This is a genomic window from Lactobacillus helveticus (assembly GCF_046109915.1).
Lineage (GTDB): Bacteria > Bacillota > Bacilli > Lactobacillales > Lactobacillaceae > Lactobacillus > Lactobacillus helveticus.
On the sequence record NZ_CP151471.1, the window covers coordinates 1,371,450 to 1,387,028 of the forward strand.

At 37.8% G+C, this 15,579-nt stretch carries 17 protein-coding genes and 1 pseudogene; 3 read left to right on the forward strand and 15 right to left on the reverse strand.

Annotated elements, in window-relative coordinates; all coding sequences use genetic code 11:
- Positions 1 to 43 precede the first annotated feature (43 nt).
- The 6 genes and pseudogenes from AADV52_RS06980 to AADV52_RS07005 all read right to left on the reverse strand — a co-directional run bounded on the left by AADV52_RS06980 (position 44) and on the right by AADV52_RS07005 (position 3,671).
- Complete coding sequence (locus AADV52_RS06980) at positions 44 to 364, reverse strand: AAA family ATPase (protein ID WP_023062121.1); 321 nt, start codon at positions 362 to 364, stop codon at positions 44 to 46.
- A gap of 47 nt (positions 365 to 411) precedes the next feature.
- A complete protein-coding gene (locus AADV52_RS06985; protein ID WP_023192438.1) occupies positions 412 to 621 on the reverse strand; it encodes a Protein of unknown function in 210 nt (69 codons plus the stop codon).
- 94 nt (positions 622 to 715) lie between these two features.
- Positions 716 to 1,961, reverse strand: a pseudogene (locus AADV52_RS06990) (RNA-guided endonuclease TnpB family protein).
- Positions 1,962 to 2,019: 58 nt separating this feature from the next.
- Positions 2,020 to 2,289, reverse strand: coding sequence for a hypothetical protein (locus AADV52_RS06995; protein WP_003627295.1), 270 nt, complete (start codon positions 2,287 to 2,289; stop codon positions 2,020 to 2,022).
- Between the two features lie 93 nt (positions 2,290 to 2,382).
- Positions 2,383 to 2,934 (reverse strand): C40 family peptidase, encoded by a 552-nt coding sequence (locus AADV52_RS07000; RefSeq protein ID WP_014919433.1) that lies wholly within the window; start codon positions 2,932 to 2,934, stop codon positions 2,383 to 2,385.
- Positions 2,935 to 3,125: 191 nt separating this feature from the next.
- Positions 3,126 to 3,671: a guanylate kinase gene (locus tag AADV52_RS07005; RefSeq protein WP_014919434.1), complete on the reverse strand. Its 546-nt coding sequence runs from the start codon at positions 3,669 to 3,671 to the stop codon at positions 3,126 to 3,128.
- Positions 3,672 to 3,765: 94 nt separating this feature from the next.
- Here AADV52_RS07005 and AADV52_RS07010 point away from each other — a divergent pair, with 94 nt between their 5' ends.
- The gene (locus AADV52_RS07010; RefSeq protein WP_014919435.1) at positions 3,766 to 4,065 is read left to right on the forward strand and encodes a DUF2187 domain-containing protein; all 300 of its coding nucleotides are present in this window, start codon (positions 3,766 to 3,768) and stop codon (positions 4,063 to 4,065) included.
- 92 nt (positions 4,066 to 4,157) lie between these two features.
- On the forward strand, positions 4,158 to 5,672 hold the full coding sequence (locus AADV52_RS07015; protein ID WP_014919436.1) for an O-antigen ligase family protein: 1,515 nt from the start codon (positions 4,158 to 4,160) through the stop codon (positions 5,670 to 5,672).
- A gap of 76 nt (positions 5,673 to 5,748) precedes the next feature.
- Here the strand turns inward: AADV52_RS07015 and AADV52_RS07020 are convergent, their stop codons facing one another.
- From AADV52_RS07020 to AADV52_RS07035, 4 genes are all read right to left on the reverse strand, one after another.
- A complete protein-coding gene (locus AADV52_RS07020; RefSeq protein ID WP_148271901.1) occupies positions 5,749 to 6,978 on the reverse strand; it encodes an RNA-guided endonuclease TnpB family protein in 1,230 nt (409 codons plus the stop codon).
- Between the two features lie 140 nt (positions 6,979 to 7,118).
- Positions 7,119 to 7,742, reverse strand: coding sequence for an LVIS_2131 family protein (locus AADV52_RS07025; RefSeq protein ID WP_014919438.1), 624 nt, complete (start codon positions 7,740 to 7,742; stop codon positions 7,119 to 7,121).
- Positions 7,743 to 7,759: 17 nt separating this feature from the next.
- On the reverse strand, positions 7,760 to 8,284 hold the full coding sequence (locus AADV52_RS07030; protein ID WP_014919439.1) for a hypothetical protein: 525 nt from the start codon (positions 8,282 to 8,284) through the stop codon (positions 7,760 to 7,762).
- Positions 8,285 to 8,523: 239 nt separating this feature from the next.
- The gene (locus AADV52_RS07035; RefSeq protein WP_126096202.1) at positions 8,524 to 9,765 is read right to left on the reverse strand and encodes an RNA-guided endonuclease TnpB family protein; all 1,242 of its coding nucleotides are present in this window, start codon (positions 9,763 to 9,765) and stop codon (positions 8,524 to 8,526) included.
- Between the two features lie 150 nt (positions 9,766 to 9,915).
- Between AADV52_RS07035 and AADV52_RS07040 the strand changes: the two genes are divergently transcribed.
- Positions 9,916 to 10,665, forward strand: coding sequence for a C39 family peptidase (locus tag AADV52_RS07040; protein WP_041808833.1), 750 nt, complete (start codon positions 9,916 to 9,918; stop codon positions 10,663 to 10,665).
- Between the two features lie 51 nt (positions 10,666 to 10,716).
- Here the strand turns inward: AADV52_RS07040 and AADV52_RS07045 are convergent, their stop codons facing one another.
- The 5 genes from AADV52_RS07045 to AADV52_RS07065 all read right to left on the reverse strand — a co-directional run bounded on the left by AADV52_RS07045 (position 10,717) and on the right by AADV52_RS07065 (position 15,450).
- Complete coding sequence (locus AADV52_RS07045; protein ID WP_126096203.1) at positions 10,717 to 11,976, reverse strand: RNA-guided endonuclease InsQ/TnpB family protein; 1,260 nt, start codon at positions 11,974 to 11,976, stop codon at positions 10,717 to 10,719.
- A 277-nt stretch (positions 11,977 to 12,253) separates the two neighbouring features.
- Positions 12,254 to 12,739 (reverse strand): threonine/serine exporter family protein, encoded by a 486-nt coding sequence (locus AADV52_RS07050; protein ID WP_014919443.1) that lies wholly within the window; start codon positions 12,737 to 12,739, stop codon positions 12,254 to 12,256.
- A gap of 2 nt (positions 12,740 to 12,741) precedes the next feature.
- The gene (locus tag AADV52_RS07055; protein WP_014564215.1) at positions 12,742 to 13,512 is read right to left on the reverse strand and encodes a threonine/serine exporter family protein; all 771 of its coding nucleotides are present in this window, start codon (positions 13,510 to 13,512) and stop codon (positions 12,742 to 12,744) included.
- 10 nt (positions 13,513 to 13,522) lie between these two features.
- Positions 13,523 to 15,064, reverse strand: coding sequence for an ABC-F family ATP-binding cassette domain-containing protein (locus tag AADV52_RS07060; RefSeq protein WP_014919444.1), 1,542 nt, complete (start codon positions 15,062 to 15,064; stop codon positions 13,523 to 13,525).
- 8 nt (positions 15,065 to 15,072) lie between these two features.
- Positions 15,073 to 15,450, reverse strand: coding sequence for a hypothetical protein (locus tag AADV52_RS07065; RefSeq protein ID WP_014919445.1), 378 nt, complete (start codon positions 15,448 to 15,450; stop codon positions 15,073 to 15,075).
- Positions 15,451 to 15,579: the final 129 nt, after the last annotated feature.

Genomic DNA, 15,579 nt, shown 5'->3' on the forward strand with positions numbered 1-15,579 from the left:
TAAGGATATTATATCAGTTATTGGCATCAATTAACAGATAATATCACTTTTTAGTATTTATTTTGTTAACTGCTGATAACCCTCTTTCGATCAAAGTTAATCGCATTGGAATGAAACGATACCAAAAACGGTACATGCCATCTTTGATTTTATAAACGGACTTTTTGCTTTTATTAGGATCCTCTGTAATTGGGACAACTCTTTCAACAATCTCTAATTCAATCAAATTATTTAAAAAGCTTCTTAAAGAAGTAGCCTTAATCTTTGTCGCTGTCGCAATTTCATTAAGACGAGAATGATCTTGAGCCACTGCAGCGATGACCGAATTATAATTTGCCGGATCTCTCAATTCCTGTTTGATCAAATTATTTGGTTCCTCAAAAAGACGGCCATCTTTTTGTAAAAAATTATCTACAATAGCCTCTTTAATGCTTTTGCTTTTGAAAAATAGCTCAAATATTGCGGAATACCACCTGAAATAGCATATAGTGCAAAAGCCGATTTCTTATCTATGCTGGGTAACATTTCTTGTGCTTCATGAAAATTAAATGGTTCTATCTTCAATTGCATTGTTCTTCTGCCATATAACGGACTTTGATAACCCAATACTTGCTTTTCCATGAACTACACCGACACTGAAGTGCCGGGTTTCTGGGAACACTGAGTAGTGTTTAGGATCTTACATTGAACTAGTCAAATACCTAACTCACGGAACTCAGCTTGTTACCATGGTCAGTCCCTGACCATTTAGCTTTGTACTTCCTTTATGCAGGATATTAACTGCCGCATTAATATCTCGGTCATGCTTGGTTTGACACTTAGAACAGGTCCATTCACGAATTTCTAATGGCTTAGCGCCACTATTATAGCCACATTTTGAACAAATTCTGGAAGTATTCTTAGGATCAACTGCAATTAGCTTTTTTCCATACCATTCGCATTTGTATTCTAGCATTTGTCTGAATATCCGCCATGAAGCATTGGCAATTGACTTAGCTAAGTGATGATTTTTCTGAAGATTCTTGGTTTTCAAATCTTCAATGATAATTACATCATATTGTTTAACTAAATGCGTAGTTAATTTATGCAGGTAATCTCTGCGCTGATTAGCTACTTTAGCTTGGCACTTAGCTTTTGACTTTTGCGCTTTTTGCCAATTAGTAAAGCTTTCTAAGCTTCTAGGACAAAGCACCTTTTTATTCCTGTCTTGCAAAACTAATAATTTAGCTAAATGTCTGCGACGAGCATATTTTCTTTGCCAGACTTTGGCTTTCTTTTCAAAATAAGAACTGTCAAAACTAGGATATTTTAGCCCATTAGACAGAATTGCTAAATCAGCTACGCCAACATCAATCCCAACCTGTTTGCCAGTTAAGCTGTACTTCTCTGGTTCAGATATTTCTACCTGTAGAGACAAATAATATTTTCCTGTTGGTTCAAGCAGAACAGTGTAGCGCTTAATCTTAACATCTTGCAAAACTCCAACATAGCCTAATTTAGGAATCTTCAAGTACCTTTTACCTGCAGTTTTTATGATTGACTTGCCCGTATAAGACTTTTTCAGATACTTGCGTGAATGAAAACGAGGCTTGCCTACTTGGCCAGTTTTATCTTGAAAGAAGTTCTTCCAAGACTGAGTTAGAAATTCATTAACTACCTGCAAGCTTGAAGAATCGCTGGTTTTCAAAAAAGGATATTCTTTTTTAAGCGGCTTAAGCAGATAATTCAGCTTGAACTTGCCTAAAAAAGGCAAAGCTTTATTATTCTGATAGCGCTCATTCATCATAGCCAGCATTTGATTCCAAACAAAGCGATCATTGCCAAACATTTGCTCAAGCTGGTTTTGTTGAATTTTATTAGGATAGAGTCTTAATTTGATCCCTTTTAGCACATTTGTTCCCTCCTTTCTTTTTTAAGATTATATCAAACATATGTTTAAGAAAGAAGGGGGAAACAAGCAAAAAAACTAAAAAAGGCCGGATTCATCACGGGATTGAAATCCCGTGATTTCTTCGGCAATTAATCAATAAATGACATAGACGAACCACACAGAACTAGAAACAATTTGCTATGTAGAAAATTACGATCAATGTATTTTTGCAATAATGAGCTAAAACCAGGATAAGACTCTGCTAAATAAGGATATTCATCAATTACAAAAACGACTTGCTGCTTTTGCGCAATTTTGCCAATTTCATCTAGTAAATCGTCAAAACTAGCAAAGCTAGCACTGCCTGAAAAATCAGGATTTTCGAATTTAAGCACTACCTCAATAATCTTCGTAAGCATAATTTTTAATATTTTTAGGCACAAAAGAGCTAGGTGAAATTCACCTAGCTCTTTTTGCTAATAATTTTTAGAAAGACGTAATTTTAAATGTGATTAGTCGATAACACGCTTAGCTGATGATGGGAAGAATGATGCTAAGGTTTGTGTCTTAACATTTTGACCAGGAGCTGGAGCGTGAACGAACTTGCCACTGCCAATGTAGATACCTACGTGGTAGTTACCCCAGAATAACAAGTCACCCTTCTTAAGCTTCTTAGTTGAAACTGAAACAGTCTTACCAAGAGTGATTTGACCGTAAGTAGTTCTTGGCAAAGTCTTGTTAGCAGCGTTCTTGTAAACGTATGAAATTAAACCTGAGCAGTCAAATGCTGAAGGACCTGAAGCACCGTAAACGTAAGGTTTACCAATTTCCTTCTTAGCAAGCTTAACGATTGCGTTACGCTTCTTAGTAACAGCTGAAGTCTTCTTAACAGTAGTTGCTGCTGGAGTTGAAGTTTCGATGTCTGACATTGAGTTGTCAGTATTTACAGTGCTAGTTGAAACTTCGTCAGCGTGAACAGTAGCTGGAACGTTAATAGCTGAGATACCTGTAAAGAAAATTGATAAAGCTGCAGTGTATTTAAATAAAGTACGTTTAAAATTCAAAATTAATAGTCTCCCTTAAATTATAGATTTCTTTTATTTAATATTTGTTTCGTTTTTGACTGATTTCTTAAATCAGCTGACGGTTAATATAATACCTTCTGAATGTTACATAATTGTTTCAAAAGAACTACCATCACGTTAAGAAACATTGCATATTTAAAAAAAATCTTGTAAATTTAAGGGCTTTCAAATCACTCTTCAAGCCTTGATAAGATTGAATCCAGCTTACTCTTAGTTTCTGATAGATTATCATTAACTAATATGTGAGCGTATTCTTTCAAGTCTTCCGGCAATAAGTTTAATTCACTGCCGCTGAGTCGCTCTTTGATTTTTTCGGGATCGTCTCCCCGCTTTAAAAGGCGCTCTTTTAGCTCTTCCTTCGTCGAAGTTGTCACATAAAGGAAATAAACTTTATTACCTAATTGTTTTAGATAAGTGTAAACACCTTTAATATCGACAATTAAAGAAACGAGATCACTTTTTTTCCAAGCGAGGTTTAAGGCTTCACGACTTGAACCATATTGATAAGACCCATATCTAATATGTTCAAAAAAGTGCAGTGTCTTGAAGCTTTCATCCGTTTCAAAATGATAGGAGAAATTCTGCTTTTCCCCTGGTCTCATTGGACGCGTCGTATGTGTCAAGACACGCGGTATACCATATTTTTCATTTAAATAATCAGAAATCGTTGTCTTTCCGGCACCGCTCGGGCCCGCGATTAAAATTATTTTCTTCAAAAGAAAGTCCCCCACTTGAAAATGTTGCTCATCTATATTAACATTCCAATGTTACAAAAGACCAAGATTTTTTATCAAGAGAGGAGATAACTCTATGAAAAAAGCAGATGTAAAAGTTGGCGCAATCGTTGGTGCCAAGTCAGAAGAAGAACTTAAGAAGCCATTCCTAGGTAAGGTAGAAAAAATTTATGAAAATTCTGCTCTCTTAGCCATCACTTCATACGATCCAGTTGATGCCAGTGCAATCAGTGACTTGAACAACAAGATCGTAGTCAACTTCAAGAACTTAAATGCTGCTCGTGCCGCTAAAAATATTAAGACTGCTTCAACTAACGAAGTTAAAGTTGAAAAGGTTGCTAAAACTAAAAAGGCCGACAAGGACAGCAAAAAGTAAAACAAATTCAAAAAGATCCTGGGTAATATTTACGCAGGATCTTTTTTTGCCTAAAATTAATACAATATCGATTTAATTTAGGGAGATTTTTTATGAAAGAGAAAACTCGAACAGTTTTATTTTGGTTCATCCTTATTCAGCCATTTTTGGACCTTTATTGGTTTTATCACGGCAAATTGGCTGACGTTTTGCCATTTACTTTGCCTACGATCATCAGAATTTTGGCTGTCTTTGTCATCTTTTGCATGTTTTTCAGCCAAAAACAGAATTGGCAAAAATTGGGTAAAAACAAGTGGCTGCTATTTTACCTAGCTTTATTAATTATTTACTCAGCATTGCACTTGTTACACGTGAAATATTTCAATAGTGTGAATCCAAATGATTACAACTATTCTACTGTCAGTGAGATCTTCTACCTCATTAGAATGATTTTGCCGCTGCTGGTAATTTTCTTTACTACCGAATTGGATTTCACCCGTGACCAATTCTGGCATGTAATTGAAGGAATCAGCGGACTATTTTCATTCACTATTGTAATCAGTAATCTCTTCGTGATTTCACTTAGAAGTTACGAAACGGGGCCAATCAGTGCCAACATTTTTGAATGGTTCTTCAATCCTAATATCGGCTATTCTCACATGGCATCCAAGGGATTCTTCAACTTCGCTAATATGGTTTCGGCCGTCCTATTCATGTTAGTACCGCTAATGCTCTACTTCATGTTTAGCCATTTTAATTGGAAAACCGTTACTTTGAATATTGTGCAAGCTCTTGCCATGATTGAGCTTGGAACCAAAGTTGCCCTGATCGGTTTAATCGGCGGCATTATCATCGGCATTTTGCTTTACGTTTTTCACTTGTTCATCGTCAAAGATGTCACCAAGAATGTCAAGGCAATCTTAGTCGCATTGCTAATCGAAATCGGCGCGATGGCGATCATCCCCTTTGGCCCAGCAATCCAGCGTTACAATTACGAAAAGTTTTTAGCACAACAATCAGATAATAGTTTAACTGTCGCTAAAAAAGAATTGGCCGCTGGTCTCAAAAAATACCCAAGTGGCAAGAAGCGCAAGCAATTTTTAACTGAATTTATCGAAGAGCATTATCAAGATTATGCCCTAAACAAAAAGTTCGTCACTAAGAGCTACCCTTATAAATATGATCCGAAGTTTTGGCTTAAGATCATGAATGAGTCGGGAACTGCGCGAATGCAAAACCGTCACGTTGAAAAGGCTATGCTAGATCAAGTGGTTAAAACTAACAATAATAAGTTAGACAAGTTCTTAGGTATCTCATACACACGTGAAACCAACATTTTTAACCTAGAACGTGACTTCACCAGCCAAATTTATTCATTAGGCTGGATCGGGATGCTGCTGTTTGTTGGACCATATGTAGCAATCATGCTGTACGCTTTTGTTAAATGGCTAATGAATAAGAAGAAGCACACCTACCTGATCAGTTCGATGCTGCTTTCAATTGCCTTTATGCTGTTTGCAGCATTTTCATCAGGCAATGTCATGGACTTCCTAACTGCTAGCTTCATCTTGGCCTTCGTTGAAGGTGGATTATTAGTTGAAATTAAAGATGAACTACACCGGCACTAAAGTGCCGGGTTTCTGGGAACACTGAGTAGTGTTTAGGATCTTACATTGAACTAGTCAAATACCTAACTCACAGAACTCAGCTTGTTACCATGGCCAGTCCCTGACCACTTAGCTTTTTACTTTCTTTATGCAAGATATTAACTGCCGCATTAATATCTCGGTCATGCTTGGTTTGACACTTAGAACAAATCCATTCACGAATCTCTAATGGCTTAGCGCCACTATTATAGCCACATTTTGAACAAATTCTGGAAGTGTTCTTGGGATCAACTGCAATTAGTTTCTTGCCATACCATTCGCATTTGTATTCTAGCATTTGTCTAAACATTCGCCATGAAGCATTGGCAATCGATTTAGCTAAGTGATGATTTTTCTGAAGATTCTTGGTTTTCAAATCTTCAATCGCAATTACATCATATTGCTTAACTAAATGCGTAGTTAGTTTATGCAGATAATCTCTGCGCTGATTAGCTGCTTTAGCTTGGTATTTGGCTTTTGACTTTTGCGCTTTTTGCCAATTAGTGAAGCTTTCTAAGCTTCTAGGACAAAGCACCTTTTTATTCCTGTCTTGCAAAACTAATAATTTAGCTAAATGTCTACGTCGAGAATACTTTTTCTGCCAAATTTTAGCTTTCTTTTCAAAATAAGAGCTATTAAAACTAGGATATTTTAGCCCATTAGACAGAATCGCTAAATCAGCCACGCCAACATCAATCCCAACTCGTTTGCCAGTTAAGCTGTACTTCTCTGGTTCAGATATTTCTACCTGTAGAGACAAATAATATTTTCCTGTTGGTTCAAGCAGAACAGTGTAGCGCTTAATCTTAGTGTTTTGCAAAACTCCATTCTTGCTGGTTTTGACATAGCCCAATTTGGTAATCTTCAAGTACCTTTTACCTGCAGTTTTTATGATTGACTTGCCTGTATAAGACTTTTTCAGATACTTGCGTGAATGAAAACGAGGCTTGCCAATTTGACCAGTTTTATCTTGAAAGAAGTTCTTCCAAGATTGAGTTAGGAATTCATTAACTACCTGCAAGCTTGAAGAATCGCTGTTTTTCAAAAAAGGATATTCTTTTTTAAGCGGCTTAAGCAGATAATTCAGCTTGAACTTGCCTAAAAAAGGCAAATCTTTATTATTCTGATAGCGCTCATTCATCATGGCCAGCATTTGATTCCAAACAAAACGATCATTGCCAAACATCTGCTCAAGCTGGTTTTGTTGTGTTCTATTAGGATAGAGTCTTAATTTGATCCCTTTTAGCACATTTGTTCCCTCCTTTCTTTTTAAGATTATATCAAACATACGTTTAAGAAAGAAGGGAGAATAAGCAAAAAAACAAAAGAAAAAAGCCGGATTCATCACGGGATTAAAATCCCGTGTTTTCTCTGTCAATTAATCAATAAAAAAATCCTCATTCGTCTTTGAATGGGGATTTTCTTTGCTTATTTTCCTTGCTTGATAAAACTTTGATCTGGCACCCGGATCAAGTAGTAACGCGTTGCCAAATGCCCCGCGTGCATTCCAATACCGTTTTGCCAGTTCTTCTTATATGTGGCCGTATAAATGGCTACATAAGCACGTTGATATCTCTTATCCATCTTCTTGAGCGTCTTTTTAACATATGGAATCTTTTCCGCATTAACATCTAATGCCGTATCACCATATGCAATCGATGCATAATCGCTAGACGCTGTAATTTTGCTTCCTGCCTTATAAAATGTATATGATTGAGAACCGTATCTCTTCTTAGCTGAATTAATCGTGACATAGCTTGAATTGCCAACCCCTGTCTTCATTATCAGCGGTTCATATTTAACGCTTGAAGTAATTCGACTCGCATCTTCCAAATCTGGATTATCCATAAAGGTCTGATTAAACATCCAGCCAGCTGCCACTAACAAAACGACAACTTCAACTACAGTCAAGATAAAGTTAGGCCAACTAAAGTGCTTATGCTGTTTGATAATCATTTTAATTCGTCTGCTACGAATATTTTGGATAATAAATACTAAATAAAGTATGATGGCAACCCAGATTAAGATACCAATAATATTCCAGCTAAACATGTCTCGTCCTCCTTGCTCTACATTATATTAGTAGTTTTGCTTTTCTTGGTTTCTTTCTTTTTAGCCGTTGCCTTTTCTGGAACCTGGTATTCGCGCACAACTTTCAATTTTTCAATAATTGCCTCTACTAGTTGATCTACAACCTTATCAGTATCTTTTTCAACTTCTTCTTCAGTTGCCAATTGATCAATTCTAAAGTGCGAAACATTGACATAATCAGACCGCGTTTCAAAATAAACATTAAGCGGATATTCTTGTCCTTCCTCAAAAAAGTTGGCAATCTTCTTATAATTGCTGTAAGGCAAGTTGATAATGTTAGTCTCTAAAGCAAAGGTAACTGGTCGCTGGCCTGTTACCGCTAATTGAGTTTGCACTAATGAATCGTGCTTAAACGCAGCAGCAACCTCCTTAACCATCTTCTCTGCATAGGGCTTAATTTTGCTCTTAGACTTGCTGATATCGCCATATTTTACTGTTTCAAGATCTTGAATGTAATCTTGATTTTCAATTTTATCATTTAAATCTTCTAAATTAATCTTCAAAATAAACTTTCCTTTTTGTTAATTCTACTCACTAACATACTACAAAAAATTTTTTTGTCATCCATTTTTAGAATTCATAATAAGATTTTGCTAAAATAGTTTCTATCAACTACCCCGAAATAAATTCCGAGGTTTGTAGTTCTCATTCTTTTCAGAATTGTGGTAATAGCGTCTTGCGACTCCCACCTAAAGAGACTACATCATCGGGCAGTTGACGATGCCCGTTTATCCATCAAGTACTACTCGACAGATGCTTGTTTGTTAAATTGAGGTGCTTCTTCACCACTGCGGTAAAGCGTGCCTAAAAATTGGATATTCATGGCTGCTAAACGATCATCATTGGACTTGTAGCCACATTTATCGCAAGTATAGAGATGCAGTTCATAATCTCGGTTATCTTTGTGGATACGTCCACATTTAGGACAGCGCTGACTGGTATACTTAGCTGGCACTTTTACTACTGCAGAAGAGTTCAAATTAGCTTTATAAGTCAAGAATTGCTCAAATTGGTAAAAAGCCCATGACAACATTTCATAGCGCTGATCCTTTGGCGACTTTTCCGTGGCAAAACGCACGTCAGTTAAATCTTCCAAGGCATAGATCGTGTTAGAGCCATAATGGTCAATGAGTGTCTTAGTTAAACGATGATTGACATCGCTCATCCAACGGTTCTCTCGTTGACCAATCTTCTTTAATCTACGCTTAGCAGATTTAGTTCCTTTAGCTTGTAACTCCGCTCTTAGCTTCTTATATTTGCGCCTTTTGCGCAATATCTTTTGACCACTAAAAAGGATTGATTTGCCCTTTTCATCATAACAAGCGGCTAAAAACCGCAAGCCGCGATCAATCCCCACAACATGCACTGCCTGTTCAGCTTCAAACTCCGGTATAGCTGTGGTAGCGCTAAGGTGAATATACCATTTACCTCTTAATTGAAGCATTTTAAGTGAACCAAACTTCCATTTAGTCTGATCAAGATACTGGTCAAAGCCTTTGCACACAAAATCTACTTTCCTTCTGCCATTCAAGGTATTTAATGATAGCTGGTTAGTAGTAGATAGGTAAGACCAATCTCGACCACGCTGTAAATCAAGCTGAGGGCGTTTGAAATTAATCGGTTGCCAAAGCCAAGTTAAATCACGATAGATCTGTGCCCAAATACCACGACCTTTGCCATCTTTCTTGCCAGTATCGTAACGAAAAGGATGTTGAAAGAGCTGTGTCTTAACTGTCTTATAGCGAGCTATAACAGTTTTAATGGCTGACTGTGCCATTTGACTCTTAAGTTCAAACTTATCACGCAAATCATGATACAGAGCTTTGTTTAACTTGGACTGTTTTAATTCAAAAGCATGTTCAAAAATATACTGCGAGATAAAGTTGCAGGCATCACGATATTTGAACATGGTATTTGAAAAAGCTTGGGCTGTTTCATCATCAATATTGAGTAATTGAGCTTTAATAACAACTGATTGATCCAAATAATTTCACCTCCTTAGCTGTATTCATTAAATATTATATCATAACCTAAATAGTGAATTATAAATAGAAAGAAAAAGGGACTGAAAGCGCAATTCCTCCCCGCATTAAAATGGGGGGTATCCTTGCTTAATCAGTCCCAAAGTTTATCAATGAAAAATAAAAAAATTAATTTAAAGTACTTATTTTTAATTATCCCAATTGGATTAATTTTTGTGCTTAGTCTAACCTACTTGACCAATAAAAATCAAATTGATGATGAACTTAATTGGATGACGATGAAAGAGAAACAAAAGTTAAATGTTCCTCTAGATAATCAATTACCTGATTTGCCCAACGGCTGTGAGGTAACTAGCTTAGCTATGCTCATGAACTATTATGGCATTAAAGTATCAAAAAATGAATTAGCTCAAAACATTCAACACGTTGATTCTTTTACGGATAATGGAAAATATCGCGGTAACCCTAATCAAGGCTTCGTTGGTCATATGACCGTAGCTAATGCCGGCTGGTGCGTTTATAACGGGCCGCTTTATAACGTTGCGCGTAAATACACCAATCATATCGTCAATGCCTCTGACAGCAACTTCCTGAAGGTATTAAAACTGGTCTCTGATGGCCATCCCGTTTTAATTATTACCACTACAACCTTTAGCCGCGTCAACAACATGCAGACGTGGGAAACCAACGCTGGTAAGGTGAACGTTACCCCGTCATCGCATGCTTGCGTAATTACAGGTTACAACAAGAAAAAGAAGATTGTCTACCTCAACAATCCTTATGGTTTTAAAAATCAAGCAGTCAACTGGCACAAACTAGAACAAAGCTACGACCAACAAGGTCGGCAGGCTCTTTATATGAACTACACCGGCACTGAAGTGCCGGGTTTCTGGGAACACTGAGTAGTGTTTAGGATCTTACATTGAACTAGTCAAATACCTAACTCACAGAACTCAGCTTGTTACCATGGCCAGTCCCTGACCACTTAGCTTTGTACTTCCTTTATGCAGGATATTAACTGCCGCATTAATATCTCGGTCATGCTTGGTTTGACACTTAGAACAAGTCCATTCACGAATCTCTAATGGCTTAGCGCCACTGTTATAGCCACATTTTGAACAAATTCTGGAAGTGTTCTTGGGATCAACTGCAATTAGTTTCTTGCCATACCATTCGCATTTGTATTCTAGCATTTGTCTAAACATTCGCCATGAAGCATTGGCAATTGACTTAGCCAAATGATGATTTTTCTGAAGATTCTTGGTTTTCAAATCTTCAATCGCAATTACATCATATTGCTTAACTAAATGCGTAGTTAGTTTATGCAGATAATCTCTGCGCTGATTAGCTGCTTTAGCTTGGTATTTGGCTTTTGACTTTTGCGCTTTTTGCCAATTAGTGAAGCTTTCTAAGCTTCTAGGACAAAGCACCTTTTTATTCCTGTCTTGCAAAACTAATAATTTAGCTAAATGTCTACGTCGAGAATACTTTTTCTGCCAAATTTTAGCTTTCTTTTCAAAATAAGAGCTATTAAAACTAGGATATTTTAGCCCATTAGACAGAATCGCTAAATCAGCCACGCCAACATCAATCCCAACTCGTTTGCCAGTTAAGCTGTACTTCTCTGGTTCAGATATTTCTACCTGTAGAGACAAATAATATTTTCCTGTTGGTTCAAGCAGAACAGTGTAGCGCTTAATCTTAGTGTTTTGCAAAACTCCATTCTTGCTGGTTTTGACATAGCCCAATTTGGTAATCTTCAAGTACCTTTTACCTGCAGTTTTTATGATTGACTTGCCTGTATAAGACTTTTTCAGATACTTGCGTGAATGAAAACGAGGCTTGCCTACTTGGCCAGTTTTATCTTGAAAGAAGTTCTTCCAAGATTGAGTTAGGAATTCATTAACTACCTGCAAGCTTGAAGAATCGCTGTTTTTCAAAAAAGGATATTCTTTTTTAAGCGGCTTAAGCAGATAATTCAGCTTGAACTTGCCTAAAAAAGGCAAATCTTTATTATTCTGATAGCGCTCATTCATCATGGCCAGCATTTGATTCCAAACAAAACGATCATTGCCAAACATCTGCTCAAGCTGGTTTTGTTGTGTTCTATTAGGATAGAGTCTTAATTTGATCCCTTTTAGCACATTTGTTCCCTCCTTTCTTTTTAAGATTATATCAAACATATGTTTAAGAAAGAAGGGGGGAACAAGCAAAAAAACTAAAAAAGGCCGGATTCATCACGGGATTGAAATCCCGTGTTTTCTCCGGCAATTAATCAATAAATTAAGCAAAACAAAAAGGACAAGCTCATGTAAAGCTTGTCCTTTTTAACTCAAGGCACATGCATAAGCATATGTGGACATGCAAACTGTTCACATCAGTGTGTCCAACATCAGCACTTCCCGTGCTTGCCACTTAAGGCGGATGTCCTCTATCTCATAAATATACGCATCTCGCGTTAACTAATCGACTCGTCAGCTACGTATTGTACTATCTTTTACGTTTCATGTACAGCATTATCTTCTTTAAGTGCCGATATTTTATCCTATAGAATGCTTCAATGCACATTGTAGAAAATAGAAATCCTAACCCAATTGCGACCGTGACGATCGCCACCCGCAAAATGAGTTCTTGACCCAGCGTATAATTATCGGCTACAAGGGCACGAACGGCCTGATATGCTGGCATCCCCGGCACCAGCGGCACCAATGCAGGAATGTTAAAGACCGTTGCAGGACACTTTTTTCTCCTAGCAAAAAACAGTCCCAAAATTCCGATCAAAAAGGCCCCAATCAGGTTAGAAACCATTCTACCCATGCCTAAATGAAAACAAAACCAATAAGCCATCCAGCCAACGGCACCACTAATCCCCAATGAATTAAGGGCACGATGCGGAACATTAATCGTGATAGCAAAACCCACAGAAGCAATATAAGAAAAAGCTACATTTATTACTATCTCTAACCAAAAAGGCATACCTAGACCCCCATGAACTTCAAGACAATGGCGACGCCGCCACCTAAAGCTAGTGCACTTAAAACGGCCTCACACATTCTTACGATGCCAGACAGCAGATCCCCCATGAACAAATCGCGCAAAGCATTTGTCAAAGCCAGTCCTGGGACCAAAGTCATCAGCGCTCCAACCAAAATGTTGCCCACAATCATCTGTGAATCCAGCCAATTCAGTCCTATGGCTAAAAAGCCCATCACCATTGCCGCAATTAGTTCTGATAAAAAGCGGACCTTAGTATACTTTTTAAACTCGCAATATGCCCAAAAACCGAGGCCCCCAACTATGGCTGCACCTGGGAAATCAACCCAGTCATAATTGTCCATAAACAAAACCATCAAGGTTGCACTAAGGACTGCCGCACCGATGATTTGCATCCACATTGGAAAGAACGGCGCATCGGCTACTTTGGCTATCTTTTCTTTCAACTGAGGCAAATCAATTTGCTTAACTGCAAATTGACGTGACAATGCATTAACACGATCTACTAACTCCAAATCAATGTTACGATCGCGCACTTGCTTCATTTGAGAGAGATTGCCATGATTCAAGCTCATAAACACACAGGTAGGCGTGGCAAAAACACGAGGATCTTCTGCCCCTGCATTGCGAGCAATTCTTAGCATTGTATCCTCAACCCGATACATTTCACTGCCGCCTTCAATCATCAAACGTCCAGCGGTTAAACAAATATCCAATATTTCCTGATAAAATTCACCATCGTGCTTATCGGACATAGTTTTATCCTCAATTCATTGTTTCAATATCTATTGTTTTATCTACCCAATCACCACGGAAGAAGTCGCGTTCGTGACTAACAATAATTACTCCACCTGGGAAATTGACAATGGCTTTTCTTAACGCATCCTTAGTATCGTTATCTAGGTGGTTAGTCGGTTCATCAAGGAAAAGCAAATTAGCAGGTTCAAACTGCATTTTGGCTAATTTCACCTTTTCCTGTTCCCCACCAGATAATTCTTTTAATGGACTCATGGCTTGCTGTGCAGTCAAGCCCATCCGTGCGAGCGCTTGTCGTAATTCCTTTGGCTTTTTGCGTTCAAATTCTTCCTGCAAATATTGTAGCGGCGTCATATTGTTGTTAGGCCAAGCTAAGTCCTGCTTAAAGTAAGCCAGTTTTGCCGTTACAGATAATTCATATGAGCCATAAATTGGCTTCAATTGGCCCAATAAAGTCTTAAGCAACGTGGTCTTACCAATTCCGTTAAAACCAGTGATCGCTACTTTTTCATCCCCACCAACGGAGAAATTAAAGGCGGACTTAACTAACGCATGATCATAACCAATAACCAAGTCTTGCGCTTGCAAAAGCAAGTTAGAAGCCGTAGCTACATATGGGAATTCAAACTTAGCCCGCCGGTTGTTCTTCGGCGGTGTTAAAACGTCCATTCTTGCTAATTGTTTTTCACGAGATTTAGCACTCTTAGCACGAGTACCCGCCTTATTCTTGCGGATATATGCCTCAGTCTTAGCAATCTTGCGTTGCTGGTTAGCATAAGCCTTAAGGTAGGTTTCACGGTTAGCCACTTTTTGACGTAACGCTTGCTTCAGTGTACCGGTATAACGCGTAATCGTACCAAAATCGATGTCAATAATGCAATTGGTAATACGACCTAAAAAGTCGTAGTCGTGACTAACTACGATAAAGGCGCCAGAGAAGTTGTTCAGATAATCAACCAGCCAGTCAATATGCGATACATCCAGGTAGTTAGTTGGTTCGTCTAGTACTAAAACATCAGGGCTTTGCAAAAGAAGCTTAGCTAAAATGATCTTAGAACGTTGCCCACCTGAAAGCTTAGAAACATCGTGATCATAACCTAGATCTGCTAGCCCCAATCCGGCTGCGACTTGCTCGATCTCGGTATCAATGTCATAAAAGTGATTTTCTTCCAAGTATGTTTGAATCTTGCCAGCTTTTTCTAGCAGCTTATCGTCGCTATTTTCAGCATACTTGGTATACAGCTCGTTTAATTCTTGTTCTTTCTTAAAAAGATCATCAAAAGCGGTCCGCAAAAAGCCGCGGATAGTTACACCAGGTGCAAGCTTGGCATACTGGTCTAAATAGCCAACATCAATCTTGTTTTGCCACTTAACTTGACCTTCATCTGGGATAATCTCACCCGTCAAGATCTTAATCAAGGTAGATTTACCTACCCCATTTTGACCAGTAACCCCCATGTGGTCTTCCTTATTCAACACAAAATTGGCATCTTCGTACAAAGTCTTGTCGATAAAACTTTGACTTAAGTCTTTAACAGTTAATAAACTCATTTTCCCCTCTAACTATTATTTGTAGATTCTTGTTCTTTTTCATACTTTTGCAGCGCATCAAGCACGCGAGGCCAGTAACGCTTAGGCAGAATCAGTTGCAAGCGATCATGATAAATTGGAAAGTCGCTTGGCTTCATCCCCGTAATATTAGCCACTTCTTGATCCGTTAACTTATATTTATAAACGATGCGCTTGATTTCAACTGAAGCATGACCTCTAAAATAAGACAAACCAAAAAAGAAAATTGCAAAAATACCTGCCAGTATAATCGCTAATTGCAAATTCAATCTAAAAGTGTGCAGGCAGATAAAAAATACGGCAATAAAAGCAATTATTGCGGAAATTATGCCATAAATGACTGGAAATATTGATTCTTTTTTTTGCATAATTTTCTCCTTTCAACGCAAAAGCAGTAACTTTTACGAACTTAGCAAAATTTAGCCAACTTTACAATGACTTTTGAATATGAATTAAGTATACTTGCAATAACTCAATTTGTATTTAGAAAGGGACGA

Bases quoted from the DNA above. Each gene is read 5' to 3' on its own strand.
- AADV52_RS06985 (WP_023192438.1), bottom strand. From the start codon at position 621: ATGGAAAAGCAAGTATTGGGTTATCAAAGTCCGTTATATGGCAGAAGA.
- AADV52_RS06995 (WP_003627295.1), bottom strand. From the start codon at position 2,289: ATGCTTACGAAGATTATTGAGGTAGTGCTTAAATTCGAAAATCCTGAT.
- AADV52_RS07010 (WP_014919435.1), top strand. From the start codon at position 3,766: ATGAAAAAAGCAGATGTAAAAGTTGGCGCAATCGTTGGTGCCAAGTCA.
- AADV52_RS07015 (WP_014919436.1), top strand. From the start codon at position 4,158: ATGAAAGAGAAAACTCGAACAGTTTTATTTTGGTTCATCCTTATTCAG.
- AADV52_RS07020 (WP_148271901.1), bottom strand. From the start codon at position 6,978: ATGTTTGATATAATCTTAAAAAGAAAGGAGGGAACAAATGTGCTAAAA.
- AADV52_RS07025 (WP_014919438.1), bottom strand. From the start codon at position 7,742: ATGTTTAGCTGGAATATTATTGGTATCTTAATCTGGGTTGCCATCATA.
- AADV52_RS07040 (WP_041808833.1), top strand. From the start codon at position 9,916: ATGAAAAATAAAAAAATTAATTTAAAGTACTTATTTTTAATTATCCCA.
- AADV52_RS07050 (WP_014919443.1), bottom strand. From the start codon at position 12,739: ATGCCTTTTTGGTTAGAGATAGTAATAAATGTAGCTTTTTCTTATATT.
- AADV52_RS07055 (WP_014564215.1), bottom strand. From the start codon at position 13,512: ATGTCCGATAAGCACGATGGTGAATTTTATCAGGAAATATTGGATATT.
- AADV52_RS07060 (WP_014919444.1), bottom strand. From the start codon at position 15,064: ATGAGTTTATTAACTGTTAAAGACTTAAGTCAAAGTTTTATCGACAAG.
- AADV52_RS07065 (WP_014919445.1), bottom strand. From the start codon at position 15,450: ATGCAAAAAAAAGAATCAATATTTCCAGTCATTTATGGCATAATTTCC.